Annotated in this window: 12 protein-coding genes; 6 read left to right on the top strand and 6 right to left on the bottom strand. The window is 39.6% G+C overall.

Features of this window, described 5'->3' with window-relative positions; genetic code table 11:
* The first annotated feature begins 138 nt into the window (after window positions 1-138).
* The 3 genes from B4N75_RS06810 (at window position 139) to B4N75_RS06800 (ending at window position 3,381) form a co-directional block, all read left to right on the top strand.
* Window positions 139-744 (top strand): recombinase family protein, encoded by a 606-nt coding sequence (locus tag B4N75_RS06810; protein WP_296666876.1) that lies wholly within the window; start codon window positions 139-141, stop codon window positions 742-744.
* 206 nt (window positions 745-950) lie between these two features.
* Window positions 951-1,997, top strand: a complete 1,047-nt coding sequence (locus B4N75_RS06805) for an aldose epimerase family protein (RefSeq protein ID WP_296666873.1) — start codon at window positions 951-953, stop codon at window positions 1,995-1,997.
* Between the two features lie 169 nt (window positions 1,998-2,166).
* On the top strand, window positions 2,167-3,381 hold the full coding sequence (locus tag B4N75_RS06800; RefSeq protein ID WP_296706955.1) for a galactokinase: 1,215 nt from the start codon (window positions 2,167-2,169) through the stop codon (window positions 3,379-3,381).
* Here the strand turns inward: B4N75_RS06800 and B4N75_RS06795 are convergent.
* From B4N75_RS06795 to B4N75_RS06780, 4 genes are all read right to left on the bottom strand, one after another.
* A complete protein-coding gene (locus B4N75_RS06795) occupies window positions 3,309-4,700 on the bottom strand; it encodes an MATE family efflux transporter (protein ID WP_296706954.1) in 1,392 nt (463 codons plus the stop codon). The two genes, B4N75_RS06800 and B4N75_RS06795, sit on opposite strands and share 73 nt — an antisense overlap.
* 378 nt (window positions 4,701-5,078) lie before the next feature.
* Window positions 5,079-6,734: an ABC transporter ATP-binding protein gene (locus B4N75_RS06790; protein ID WP_296666868.1), complete on the bottom strand. Its 1,656-nt coding sequence runs from the start codon at window positions 6,732-6,734 to the stop codon at window positions 5,079-5,081.
* 1 nt (window position 6,735) lies between these two features.
* On the bottom strand, window positions 6,736-8,553 hold the full coding sequence (locus B4N75_RS06785; protein WP_296666865.1) for an ABC transporter permease: 1,818 nt from the start codon (window positions 8,551-8,553) through the stop codon (window positions 6,736-6,738).
* Between the two features lie 115 nt (window positions 8,554-8,668).
* Complete coding sequence (locus B4N75_RS06780) at window positions 8,669-9,988, bottom strand: hypothetical protein (RefSeq protein WP_296666863.1); 1,320 nt, start codon at window positions 9,986-9,988, stop codon at window positions 8,669-8,671.
* A 222-nt stretch (window positions 9,989-10,210) separates the two neighbouring features.
* Here B4N75_RS06780 and B4N75_RS06775 point away from each other — a divergent pair, with 222 nt between their 5' ends.
* Together B4N75_RS06775 and B4N75_RS06770 are read left to right on the top strand one after the other, a co-directional pair.
* Window positions 10,211-10,747 carry a hypothetical protein gene (locus tag B4N75_RS06775; RefSeq protein WP_296666861.1) on the top strand — a complete coding sequence of 179 codons (537 nt, stop codon included), beginning with the start codon at window positions 10,211-10,213 and terminating at the stop codon, window positions 10,745-10,747.
* Between the two features lie 23 nt (window positions 10,748-10,770).
* Window positions 10,771-12,030: a glutamate-5-semialdehyde dehydrogenase gene (locus B4N75_RS06770; RefSeq protein ID WP_296666858.1), complete on the top strand. Its 1,260-nt coding sequence runs from the start codon at window positions 10,771-10,773 to the stop codon at window positions 12,028-12,030.
* A gap of 27 nt (window positions 12,031-12,057) precedes the next feature.
* Here the strand turns inward: B4N75_RS06770 and B4N75_RS06765 are convergent, their stop codons facing one another.
* Together B4N75_RS06765 and B4N75_RS06760 are read right to left on the bottom strand one after the other, a co-directional pair.
* Window positions 12,058-12,615 (bottom strand): GNAT family N-acetyltransferase, encoded by a 558-nt coding sequence (locus B4N75_RS06765; RefSeq protein WP_296706952.1) that lies wholly within the window; start codon window positions 12,613-12,615, stop codon window positions 12,058-12,060.
* A 209-nt stretch (window positions 12,616-12,824) separates the two neighbouring features.
* Window positions 12,825-13,067: a hypothetical protein gene (locus B4N75_RS06760; RefSeq protein WP_296016519.1), complete on the bottom strand. Its 243-nt coding sequence runs from the start codon at window positions 13,065-13,067 to the stop codon at window positions 12,825-12,827.
* Between the two features lie 17 nt (window positions 13,068-13,084).
* Here B4N75_RS06760 and B4N75_RS06755 point away from each other — a divergent pair, with 17 nt between their 5' ends.
* Window positions 13,085-13,804, top strand: a complete 720-nt coding sequence (locus B4N75_RS06755; protein WP_296666853.1) for a M15 family metallopeptidase — start codon at window positions 13,085-13,087, stop codon at window positions 13,802-13,804.
* The last annotated feature ends 6 nt before the right edge of the window (window positions 13,805-13,810 follow it).

Raw genomic sequence — 13,810 nt, 5'->3', positions numbered from 1 at the left:
GGGAATGACAGATTTGTCATTATCGGGCTTGACCCGATAATCCGTTGAAAATTTCCAGTAAATTGCTAAACGGGTTTGTTATTCAAACATTGCGGTGTGCTACTATATTCTTTAAATTTTACTTTTTGGAGATATTAAATGACTTACGGTTACATTCGGGTTTCGACCAGCCACCAGAATTTGGAAAATCAGCAGATGGAAATTGAAAAATTCTGCCAGCTTAATGGTCTAAAAATTGATTCTTGGATTGAAGAAAAAATCAGCGGAACTAAGCGGCCAGAAAACCGCAAACTTGGCAAAATTCTTATGAGCTCGGCTCATTCGGGCGACCTTATAATCTGCACGGAAATTTCGCGTTTTGGCCGCTCTCTCATTATGATTATGAACGTTTTGCAGCATTTTTTAGAAAACGGTGTAAAAGTCTGGACAATTAAAGACGGTTACAGGCTCGGAAACGACATTCAGTCAAAAGTTTTGGCATTTGCGTTCGGACTTTCGGCGGAAATTGAACGGCAGCTTATTTCTGAGCGCACAAAAGTCGGGCTAAACCGGGTTCGACGGGAAGGCAAGCACATTGGCCGCAAAAAAGGCCAAAAATCAACGATTTACAAGCTTTCTCAAAGCAGCGATTACATAAAAAAAGAAATTCTCCAGGGACGCACAAAAACTTCTCTTGCACGGGAACTTGGAGTTTCCTGGAAAACGCTCGACCGGCATTTGTGCAGAATTATGTTTAAAAATTAGAATTTAGCCAGATTTTTTGTTTTGGAGCGAATTTCTTTTTCAAACCGTCCGCTCCACAGTTCCGCTTTCGCTTCATCCGCCAAGGCGGACGCTTCGCGCTGTTCCGGCACGGGCTAAAATTTGCGGTTCATAAAAGTTTTTTAGTTTTAGCAGGCGGATTTTTTTATCTTTCTTGACAAACCGTGTTTTCGGCTTGAATATAAATTATGGACATTTTGCATTTTAATATAGAAGAAAATGTTGACGGCTGGACTGTTTCTAACGGACAGATTAGTTTTTCTGCAATGAATTTTGGCTGCACGATTACAAATCTTTTTGTTCCAGATAAAAACGGCGCGCAAACCGATGTTCTTTTAGGTTTTGATACTTTTTCTGGGTGGAAAAATGGAACTCAGGCGCACAATGCAATTGTCGGCCGGTTTGCAAACAGAATTGCCGGCGGAAAATTTTTTCTTGATGGAAAAAATTATGTTTTGGACGTAAATAACGGCAAAAACTGTCTGCACGGCGGATTTTTTCGTTACGAAAAGCAAATCTGGCAGGCCGAACCCTTTTTGACGGACGGCAGCGCCGGAATTGTTTTTACAAGATTGAGCCGCGACGGCGAGCAGAAGTTTCCTGGAAATCTCGAGTTAAAAGTTATTTATTCATTAAATTCAAAAAATCAGCTTGTTCTCGAATATTTTGCAAAAACAGACAAGCCGACTCCAATAAATTTAACAAACCATGCATATTTTAATTTGAACGGCTGCAAAGGAGAAAATATCTTAAATCACACTGTCTGTCTGGATTGCCAGCAGATTTTAAAAGTTGACGAAATGATTCCTACGGGAGAATTTTTGGATGTTCAAAAAAAGGAAAATTCTGTGTTCAACTTTTTGGAGCCAAAACTCGTAGGAAAAGATTTAGAAAAATTGCAAAAAATCACGGGAATGCGCGGTTATGACCACTGTTTTGTTACAAAAGCGGACGAAAAAAATGTGGAAAAAGCCGGCTGGTGCAAATCTGAAAAATCTGGCATAAAAATGAACATTTATACAAACCAGCGCGGAATTCAGTTTTATACCGGAAATTATCTTGAAAACTTTACGGGAAAAAACGGAGTTTTGCAAAAGCCTTTTGACGGACTTTGCTTTGAAGCCCAGCGTTTTCCGGACTGCATGAACCATAAAAATTTTCCAGATTGCATTTTGCGCTCTGGCGAAGAATACTATCAAAAGACAATTTATGAATTTTTGACAGAAAAATGTTAAAAGCGCACGGCCTGCTGTTTTGTGGCAGGGATTGCAGGGGCGGCGGAGCCGTTCCGGAGCTTTGCGGAGGAATGAAGGCGAAAGCCGGAACCCCGAAAAGCCCGGTTTTTGTGCAGCTTAGCGGAACAAAAAGCCACCCGGATATTGAATTTTTGGTCTGGAGGACAAAATGGAAAATTCACTTACAAAAAAAGAATATTCACCGGAAGAACTTTTGAATGATTTTATGGAAATTTACGGCGGCGAGAAGGGCTCTGTGCGGATTTTTGCTTCTCCGGCTAGAATAAACATTATTGGCGAGCATATCGACTACAACGGCGGCAAGGTTTTTCCTGCATGTATTAACCGTTATTTGTACGCGGCAATCAGAAAACGAAGCGATTCGAAAATTTTTTATAAAGACGTAAAATTTCCGCTCAGTTTTGAGTTTGATATAAATGAAAATTTTGCTTATTCAAAAGAGAACGATTATGCAAATTATTTGAATGGAATTTTGACTCAGTTAAAAGAAAAAGGCTTTGTTTTTGACTGCGGTTTTGAAATTTTAATGGCGTCGAATATTCCTGCTGGCGGCGGAATTTCTTCTTCTTCGGCTTTGGAATGTGGCTTTGCCTTTGCAGTTTGCGAAACTTTTGGTTTTGACGTGAGCAGGACAGAAATTGCAAAAATCGGGCAGATGAGCGAGCACCGTTTTATGAACACAAAGTGCGGTATTATGGATCAGTTCATTATTGCAACCGGAAAAAAGAATTTTGCTGAAATTCTGGATTGCGCAACCCTCGAATATGAATATGTTCCGCTTGAGCTCGGCGGCTGCTGTTTTATCGTAATGAATACGAACAAGGTGCGGAAACTTTCGGATTCAAAATACAACGAACGCCGTGCAGAATGTGAACAGGGCTTAAAAATTTTGCAATCTGCCGGAATTAAAATCAATGCGCTTTGCGAACTTTCGGCAGAAGACTGGAAAAAAAATAAATCGCTCATAAAAGACGAAGTTTTGCAAAAAAGGGCGGAGCATTGTGTTTTTGAAAATCAGCGTGTCTTAAAGGCGGCCGCCGCCTTAAAAAACGGAGATTTAAAGGCTCTCGGCCAGCTTTTGAACGAAAGCCACGAGTCGCTCCGCTCAAAATACGAAGTTACTGGAATTGAACTCGACACTCTTGCAGAAACCGCCTGGAACCAGGACGGCTGTCTGGGCGCAAGAATGACTGGAGCTGGTTTTGGCGGCTGCGCAATTGCCTTGGTTCAAAAACAAAAAATCGATTCTTTTATCGAAAATGTCCAAAAGGCTTATATTCAAAAAATTGGTTATTCGGCAGGATTTTTTGCCTGTGGCTCTGGCGACGGCGTGCACGAATTGCCTCTGATAAGCCGCACATAAACTGTCAAAAGCTGCACGAGCATTACACACCAAATCAGCGGTTCGCACAGAATAACTCCCCATTTTCCGAGCTTTGGAATTATAAGGCAGGTGAATGTAATTTTGCCTGCAAGTTCAATTATGCTTGAAATTAAAGGCAGAATTTTTTGTCCAAAACCTTGCAATGCATTCCGGATTACGATAAGTCCGCCCAAAACAAGGTAAAAAGGCAGAGTAAACAGAATGTATTTTTTTGCGTAATCAAGGAGAATTGGGTTTGCTGAATTTGTAATAAATTTGATTAAATCTTCTATTAAAAACCACGCCGGCAAAAAAAGCAAAAATGTCCAGACAATTGTTATAAAAATCGAAATTCTTACGCCTTTTCGGATTCTCTCAATTTGTCCGGCTCCGCAATTCTGCGAAACAAAGGTCGAAGCGGCAAGTCCAAGCGTAATGATTGGAATGTTTGTGAGAGTAAAAATTTTTCTGGCGCAAAGGTGGCCGGCAATTATCATCTGGTCGAGCGAGTTAATGGCGCTTTGAAGGATTACAGTTCCCGAATGGACGATTGCTCCCATAAATGCCATGGAAAGTCCCTGCCCTATCAGGTCCTTGTAAAGCGAACTGTCGAACGAAAAATGCTTAAAAGACGGAACAAGAATTTTTGCCGCGCAGAAAATGTAGATAAGACAGAGCAATCCCGACACAAACTGCGCAATCACCGTCGCAATTGCAGCTCCTCGGATTGAGCCTGTCGCCTTTATAAACGCAAAATCCAGAATTACATTCAAAACCGAAGAAAAAATCAAAAACAAGAGCGGAACAAAAGAATTTCCGATTGCGCGCAACATTCCTGCAAAAAGATTGTATGCAAACAGAACTCCGCAAAACTGCGTAATCACCGAAATATAAGAATATGCCTCGTTCAGACGGTCGGCCGGCGTTTTTAGCAGAACCATAATTGGTTTTAGACCAAAAGCCGTCAAAACCATAATAAAAACGGTAACAAAAATTGTAATTACAATCGAAGCCGCCGTAATTTTTTTTAATTTTTCAGCTTCCCCTGCCCCAAAAGTTTTTGCCGCGACAATGCTCAGGCCGTTTCCAAAGCCAATTCCAAAACCGACCAAAAGTTCGTAGAGAGCCGTGCATGCTCCAATGCTGACAAGCGCGCTGTCGTCCAAAAGCCGCCCGATAATAACCGTGTCCGCCGCATTGTAAAGCTGCTGAAAAATATACGAAACAAAAAGCGGCAACGTAAAAAGCACAATTGCCTTAAAAATGCTTCCATGCAATAAATCCGGATGCACAAAACGTTTAAGAGAAGATGTTACCATAAAAATATTTTATAACTAATAAAAGAAAAATGAAATTCTGGAGCATATTTTTCGCTCTAACCGTCCGCTCCACAGTTCCGCTTTCGCTTCATCCGCCGCGGCGGACGCTTCGCGCTGTTCCGGCACGGGCTAGGATTTGCTTTAAAAAAAACAGCGGCTTGTCTTTTTACAGAAAAACCGCCATTTTTTTTAATTAGCCTGAAATTCGAGTTTTATGATTTAATGTCATTATCGGGCTTGACCCGATAATCTATTGCACTTTTTTTTGCAAGATTGCTAACCGAGTTTGCTATGCAAACATCGCGGTGTCGAGCACGGCAATGACACTTAAAGTACTGTTCTTATCAGAACTCGACATTAGGGCTAATTAGGACAAAATTATTCAATTTTTCCGTGCGTAATGAGTTTTCCGCTCTTTCTGTCAAAAAGCATTAAGTCGTTGCCGGTAAAATCGAATTTTTGACTGCTTCCAATTTTGAACGTTACACCGCCAAAAACAACACTTGTCAACAAAAACTCGCCAATGCTGATTTTTATTGTCGATTCCATTCCTGTTGGCAACGCTCCACGAATTTCGCCGTCAAATTTCCCATTTTCGGTCAGTTTTATGAATTCTGGACGGACTGCAAGAACAAAGTCGCCGTTTTGAGCCGGCGAATCTTTTTTTGCAGCAAAGCCTTCTTCTTCGTTCACTTTTGCAATGTGATACTTAAAAACTTCGTCCTTGTTCTGTTTTTCAACATAACCTTTTTGTTTTGACTCGTCTTCGAGTTTTTTTGCTGTTTCAACTTCGTCGGCATCTCTGGTTTTGTACCATTTTTCCAAATTGAATTCCTCGCCGTTTTTTGTTTCCGGCTTAAAAATCAATTTTTTGTCGCCAAAGAGTGTAAGTTCAAGTTTGCCGTCTGTCTGTTCACCTTTTGCGTCGATAAAATTAATAGAAGGATTTCCTACAAAATCGGCAACAAAAAGATTGTTCGGGTGGTTGTAAACGTCGAGAGGAGCATCGTACTGCTGCAAAACACCGTTGTTTATAAGACAGATTTTTGTTGCAAGCGTCATAGCTTCGAGCTGGTCGTGGGTTACATAGACAAAGGTGCTTCCTGTTTCAATATGCAGCCGCTGAAGTTCGTATCGCATTTCTAGCCGGAGCTTTGCATCGAGGTTTGAAAGCGGTTCGTCCATAAAAAGTACGCTTGGTTCTGGAGCAAGTGTTCTTGCGATTGCTACGCGCTGTTGCTGTCCGCCCGAAAGTTCTGCCGGATAGCGGTCCATAAACATTCCGATTTTTACAACGCGGCTTACACGGCGCACTGCAAGGTCAATTTCTTCAGAAGTGAGTTTGCGCGTTTTTGTGAGTATTTTTCCGTTTTGAACCAGAGCAAAATCGTCATTTAAGGAAATTCCTTTTTGTTTGTAATTTTCTTCAATAGTTTTGATTTTTGCTTCGTATTCTTTGCAGAGAGAATTTGCTTTTTCTGACGGGAATTCTTCGTTCTGGAGTTTCATTGCAAATATTTTTTTTGCAGTAAACATCGAAACCGTAAACGTATCAATGATTTTTAAAAGAACTTTTTCTTCATCAATTTTTCCGTCTTTGCCCTTGCAGCCGTTTATCAGTTCAACAAGTTCGACAGAACCGCGCAAAATCTGTGTAATCTGGTCAGAAGTTTTTGCTTCAAAGTCATAAACAGGGAGTTCTTCGGAAATATTGCTCAAACCGAAGGCAATATTTTTGTAAACCGTCATATTTGGCCAGAGCGCGTAATTTTGGAACAAAAATCCTACTTTTCGCTTGTTTGCAGGAATATTTATTCCTTTTTCGCTGTCAAAGACAACAGTGTCGCCAATTTCGATTTTTCCGCTGGTTGGAGTTTCGAGGCCGGCAATCATTCTTAAAGTTGTTGTTTTTCCGCAGCCAGAAGGTCCGAGGAGGGTAACGAATGAATTGTCGTCAATGACAAGATTCAATTTATCAACACCAAAGAATTTTCCCCAGCGTTTTGTAACATTTGTAAGTTTTATCTGCGGCATATCAGTTACCTCCTACACCTTTGTCAATGCTTGCGCCTGTAAGTTTGTTTACCAAAGCGTTAAAAATTAAAATTGTAATAATAAGAATAAGGTTCATTCCGCTTGAGAAGGCATAAAGTCCCATTTCGTCAAAATAATCCATTGCCGTTGTCATAATCTTGAACTGGTCGCACAAAAGCATAAAGAGCGTCAGTTCGCGCAGACAGGTCATAAACGGAAGCAAAAATCCCGAAAGAATCGAGCTTTTTTGAATTGGAATTATGATTCCAAACATTCGCTTTACCCAGGGGATATTTTGAATTATTGCGGCTTCTTCGATTTCTCCGGAAAGTTGCAGCATTGAATTGAGCGAACTTCGGCTTGCAAAAGGAATGTACTTTACTGTTCCAACAAGAATCAATATAAGGAAGGTTCCGCCAATAGAAAGTGCTTTTCCAAAAATTAAGTAGGCTACACCGACAGAAAGAGAAGGCATAAGATAAGGTAAAAATGCCACAGAATTTACATAGGCGGCGCTCTTGCTTCTGCGGTTTTTGCTTACTGCATAGCCGACCAGGGTTCCGATTGTTCCGGCGCAAAGCGCACAGCAGACGGCTACGAACAATTGTCCACAGAAAGATTTCCAGATTTGAACGTTGTGCAAAATTCCGAGCTGTCCAAAAAGTCCGTATTCGCCCAAGGTATCTGAAGTTGTCCACCATTTTGTCGTAAGCATTTCAAAATCGCCTGTTTTTAAGAAACTGTAGTCGCCTGGATTTGGCAGGAATGTTTCAATGGCGAAAGAAATAATCGGATAAATGCTTGTAAAAAGCGTAACTACGATAAAAATAAACGCAATTAAATATTTTCCGACTTTTCCGAGATTTGCTTTTGAAATTTGGCCGGATTTTCCAGTTACGGTTGTAAAATTCTGACGGCTTGAAGTGCTTCTTTGGTTTAAGAGAAGGATTGCAATTCCAAAAACCATCATTATTACTGCAATAACGCTGGCTTCTCCGGCACGGCCAGAACTTAAACCGACATATTTTGTGGAGAGAGTTTCGAGACTTAAATAATGCGGAACTGGATAGCTTCCCATCGAGCTTCCAAAAACGAGCAAGATTGTCGAGAGAATTGCAGGTTTTACGAGAGGAATTGTTACATGAAGGAAGATTTTCCATTTTGGAGTATCCAGAATTGTTGCCGCTTCTTCGAGGTTTGCGTCCATATTGCGGAAAATTCCACCGATTAAAATATATGCAAAGGCCGCGTAGTGCAGACCGAGAACTATGCTTGAAGGAAAAATTCCCTGGCACCACCATAAAGGCATTTTTATTCCAAAAAGCGAAGCCAAAAGTCCGTCTGAACCGCCTGTTATGGCATTGCTGTTAAATGCGTTTCTCCAGACCATGGCAAGCGTCCACTGTGGCATAATGTAAGGGAAAATAAAGATTGCGCTAAGATATTTTTTGAATTTTAAATTTGTCCGGGTGATTAAATATGCAAAAAGACCGCCGTAAAAAATTGCAATAAGGCAGGCAAAAACAGAAAGAAGAACAGTATTTAAAAGTGGTGTCCATAAATTTGCTTTTGCAAGACGGCCAGTAAAAAGATCAATCCAGTTGTAGAAAGTCATTTGACCTTCTTTTAAACCGGTTTTTAAGGAATCGACTGTTCCTGCATGAACTGCCACCGTATCTTGAATCAAATACAGGATTGGAGCAATTGTTGTTACAGAAAGAACAATTCCGCATAAGAGAAGAATTACATTTTGTGGTTTGTAAAAAAATGTTTTTATTTTGTTGAGCTTCAGCTGGGTCTGAAGATTGTTGTTTGCCATAGGAAGCACCTCCAGCTTAAAAAGTTGACTCCATAAAGGTTAGAGAGCCTGTCAAAACGGGTATTTGTATTTTGACAGGCCCAGCTTTCGCTTTGTGACAAAAAGAGGCTAAAACTTATTTGCGGTTTGCACGTGTAATGTCAATCCAATCGCCGAGGTCAACTGAAACTTCGGCACAATATTTTGGATCTTCGATTACGAGCTCACCGCCGTTTTCTGCAGCCCACCATTCAAAGCCTCTGTCGTTTTTAGCAGGGAATTCGTTTCCGCCGGCTGTGCTGTGATGGAATTTTGCTTCGTTTTCTGCTGCAAGAACAGGGTTTGCAGAGTAACCGCCCATGTCTTTTCCCCAGGCTGTAAAACCGTCAAGCTTTGTAACCATGTAAGAAATAAACGCGCAGGCAGTCCATGGATATGGAGAAGAATCCATAACTTCGAGATAGTGACTGTATCCGTAACCACCGATTCCGCTGTAGCCTTCTTCGTAAGCTGCGACAGAAATATTTTTTACAGAAACGTCAGCTGTTTCGGCAACTGAACGGAGCTTAGAATAAACGATGAGCGCAAATTCGCCGGCAGCAGAAGTTTTTACAATGCTGTTGCAGATTGGACCGTCGTCTGTTTCTTCGTTGTAGTTTTGTACCCAGAGTTTAGTGTAAGCAAGACCGTATTTTGCATTTTTTGATTCAAGACCAAAGTTTTCTGCAAGCTTTGCACATTCATCAATTACGGAAGTAAACTGAGCCTGTTTTTCGGCCGGCAGTTTATCAAATGCATTTTTGAGCCAGGTTGCGTATTTGTCGGCAGTGAGCATATAAAGGAAGTTTTTGCCGACAAGTTCAGAATTTACGCCCATGAAAAGACCATGTGTTCCTGGAGCAACAAAATCCCAGCAGTTTGTAAATTTTACTCCGTTCAAATGGTTGTACATAAAAATTTTATTCAAAGTCTGCAAAGGAAGAAGTTCTGGATAGTCTTTTTTTGCAAGTTTGTTTGCTTCTGCCCATTCTTTTGGAATAAATGTGCGGAGAACTCCAGTGTCCATCATCTTGCTTTGAATTTGGTTTCCGTCCTGAATAAGTGTCATAAAATATTCAGGATTTGCGCTTTTGTAGTCAACATTGAGAGTTGTAAAGATTGAATTGTTTTTTGGCTGTGACCATTCAATTTTTCCTGCGTAGCTTGAATCAAGCGACTTGAGATATTTGATGAATGAGGCTCCGGCAGTTTTTCCGCGGCTAGAGTTTCCAATTCCCTTTAATGTGGCATTTTTTGATTCTTCGATTGCCTTTTGGCAAAGTTCATCAAAAGTCATATTTTCTGCCTGAGAAATAATTTCCTGAACGGCAGATTTTTTTGTCTGAGATTTATTGCACGAAGCAAAACCGAACAGCGTAATAGCAGCTGCCGAAAGAATAAATAAAGATTTTTTCATTTGAGAACCTCCGGTAAAAACTCAACGCGAAAAATTAATTTTCGATTTGATTTTTTAGTGACGATGAAGTTTGCAACGCAAACCTTACACGTAAGTGCACTGTCAGAATGACAAAAGTTAATTTAACTTTATTGATATATTTTGAGACTGAATTTGCGAACTGTCAAATTTTCATTTTTGTTGCACTTGAATAGGTAAGCCGAAAAATTATAAAATTGTTATATGACAAAATCTAATTTGATTGGCGAATTTGTAGAGCCAGAAATTATCAGTGCAGTTGAAAAAATAAAAGATGTTGCAGACATTCAGGAAGTGAATTCTCTTGCAGTAATAATTTCCAGACTGTTTAGCGCAGAAAAAGTTTTTGCAGAAATTCTTGCTGGTAATGATGACTCAAAGCTAATTTCTTCATTTAAAAAAAATCTTACGCTTTTGATTCAAAAAACTTGGGTTGAAAAAGACGATGAAACTGTAAAAGAGCAAGTTTTGTATAATTTGGAGCAGTTCTGCGCTTATATCGAAGCCGGAAAATATGCAGATGAATACAGCCGTTTTGGTCATATTTTGTCTGACGTTGTTTACTTGATGTTTGGGCCGACTTCAAAAGAACCAATATTTGAAGAATATTCTTTGCGTATTGATCCTGAGTTTGGAGTTTTTTGGTGGTATATTCAAAATCTTCCGGAAAAAGCAAATTTTTCTGACCAGAAAAGCCGCGCGCTTCTTTTGCTTGGAATGTATTTTCTTGCAAATTACTAAAAATTTTATCGGATGATTGATTTATGGATATTGAAAAAATAACAGCCAGCTTAAAAAACGCTTCATCTAAACTTGCGTTGCAGACTGCGAGTCAAAAAAATGAGGCTTTGCTGAGCGTTTCTAGTTCAATAGAAAAAAATCGAAAAATCATTCTTGAAGCAAATGCTCTTGATGTAAAAAATGCACGCGAACGCGGAATGAGTGAAAGTCTTGTAGAAAGGCTTTCGCTTGATGACAAAAAAATTGATTCAATAATTGACTCGTTTAAATTGATAATAAGCCAGACCGATCCTGTTGGAGAAGAAATTGCCGGCTGGAAAACTCCTGCTGGCATGACGATTCGGCAGGTTCGTGTTCCGCTTGGAGTTGTTGCAATTATTTACGAAAGCCGCCCGAATGTAACGGCTGACGCCTTTGCTCTTGCGTACAAAAGCGGAAATTCAATTCTTTTGAGAGGCTCTTCTTCCGCAATAAATTCAAATCTTGCCCTTGAAAAAGCGATAAAACAAGGCTTAAAAAATGCAAAAAATGGAATAGAAGAAGCAATTTCGCTCGCTCCGTGCAAGAATCATGAGGAAGTTGAACAGATTTTGACAGCGGTTGGAAAAGTTGATGTTGCTCTTCCTCGTGGCGGCGCAAAGCTCATAAATATGGTTGTTCAGACGGCGAAAATTCCTGTAATTCAAACAGGAGCGGGAATTTGCCATCTTTATGTTGACGAAAGCGCAGATCTTGAAATGGCATTAAATATTGCCTGGAACGCAAAAACTCAGCGTCCAGGAGCCTGCAACGCAATAGAAACAATTGTCGTAAACGAAAAAATCTTAAATCAGTTTATTCCAAGACTTGTCGAAAAATTTGCTGGTAAAGTTGAATTGAGGCTGGACGAAAAATCGTATAAATCTGTCCAAAATGTACAAAATTCTGCGAAAATTAAAAAAGCCGCAGACGAAGACTTTGGCTTTGAATTTTTAGACTTTATTTGTTCTGTAAAAACTGTTTCCGATTTGGACGAAGCGATTGATTTTATAAATTCCCACAACACAAAACATTCAGAATGTATTGTTACGAACAACCGCCAGAATTCGCGCATTTTTCAGTCAAAAATCGATGCTGCCTGCGTTTATGTAAATGCAAGCACTCGCTTTACTGACGGTGGAGAATTTGGTTTTGGCGCGGAACTGGGAATAAGCACTCAAAAACTGCACGCCCGCGGACCTATGGGAATCAAAGCCCTTACGACGACAAAATATCTGATTGACGGCGACGGGCAAATTCGCTAGAAAGTTCTTGAAAAAATCAAAAAACGCTTAATCGACAGATTTTAACATGACAATTCCGTCAGAAGCGCTTTTCTTTAATGACGGAAAAAAGTCTTTGATAGTGCGGAGTTCTTTAAATCCCAATTTTTCGTAAAGGTGTCTTGCGCCATGCCATTCTTCGTTTACAAGAAGAATAATTTGTTTTATTTGAGGAAATGCTCCGCAGATTGAATCCAGGCAGCCGGTTAAAAATGGTTCGGCGAGTTTTTTGCCCTGAACAGCCGGCAAAAGTGCAAATGACGAAAAATATAAAACTGAGCCGTTCGGATCGTGTGTCTTTTCGGCGGAATGTCCGAGCATAAAAATATTGTCTGTTTTAGGAACGCACGGCCAGATTTCGCTCGTAAAATAACCTGCGGTAAGAGGTTTGCCGTTTTCGAGAACTGTTTCTGGAGAATTGTCAGAAAGTATCAGAAATCCTTCAGGAAAGACACGTAGGCGTTCTTCAAATGTTGCTTTTTTTTCTTGAATTGCCGGAATAAACGCCGCATGTTCAATTTTTAAAATGTCAGGAATGTCAAAACTTTTAGCTGGAAAAATTTTCATAGCTGAATTGTACAAGAAAAAAAAAATTGTGCAAACTGACAAAAAACAGCTATTTAATGTCAAATTGTGGTACAATGTTCAGGTTCTGTAAAAAATTATTTTCTGTTTTTTTTCGGGATGCGAGATTTGTTTTGAATAAAAAAAAGAGTTTATTTTTGCTTGCGCTTCATTTTTGATTTTTTTTGCAATAGAATGTCGGAATGTTTTTTTTACGGATTTAAAAGTTGAAGAACTTCGATTGAGTCGCGGAGCGGCGAAATTCCGAGCATGGCCTCGTTTACGAGCTGGCCGTAACTGTAAAAATGCTTTGCTGGAAGAAATTCTTCGCCAAAAGAAATGTAGGATTTTCCGGCATTGTCGATTCCGTAGCCGAGTTTGTAGCGGATGCCGCGGTAGAGAAGTTCCATTTCTTTTTTGACTTCGATGTTTTTTCTAAAAACTGTTTCTTGCATGGAAAAATTATAACAAAATGAAAAAAAATTTAATATTGCTGAGCTTTGCTTTTATTTTTAGTTTTTGTATGGCGCAGAATTTTAATTCAAATGATTCTGAATTTTCTTTGAATAAAGCGGAAAAAATTGAATTGAACGAAGATTTTGTTTTGGATAGGGGATTTTACGTTTCTAAAATAAGCGATTCTGTTTTTGAAAAAATAAATGGAAAAAGTTTTAAGAAGAACTGCACATTTCCGCGCGAAAATCTGCGGATTCTTCATATTTTGCACAAGAATTTGTCTGGACAAACTCTCGTAGGCGAATTGATTTGCAACGAAAAAATTGCAGAAATTCTTTTGAAAATTTTTAAGGAACTTTATGTTTCTGATTATCCGATTGAAAAAATCCGCTTGATAGATGAATACGATGCCGACGACGAAAAAAGCATGGCGGATAATAACTCGTCTTGTTTTAATTTTAGGTTTATAAATTTTACAAAAAAAGTTTCAAAACACGGTTCTGGACTTGCGGTTGATATAAATCCGCTCTACAATCCGTGCGTAAAAAACATAAAAGGAAAAATTAGCGTTGAGCCGGCGAATGCTGCTGATTTTGTGGACAGGACTGGGAATTTTTCTTATAAAATTGACCATAATGACCTTGCCTATAAAGTTTTTACAAAAAATGGTTTTGAATGGGGCGGAGACTGGCAGGGCGTAAAAGATTATCAGCATTTTGAATGGCCTGGAGAATAAAACGCG

It is taken from the genome of Treponema sp. UBA7570, assembly GCA_002477955.1.
GTDB lineage: Bacteria > Spirochaetota > Spirochaetia > Treponematales > Treponemataceae > Treponema_D.
The sequence above is the reverse complement of the archived record's forward strand: the minus strand, read 5'-3'. Positions and strand labels throughout refer to the sequence as shown.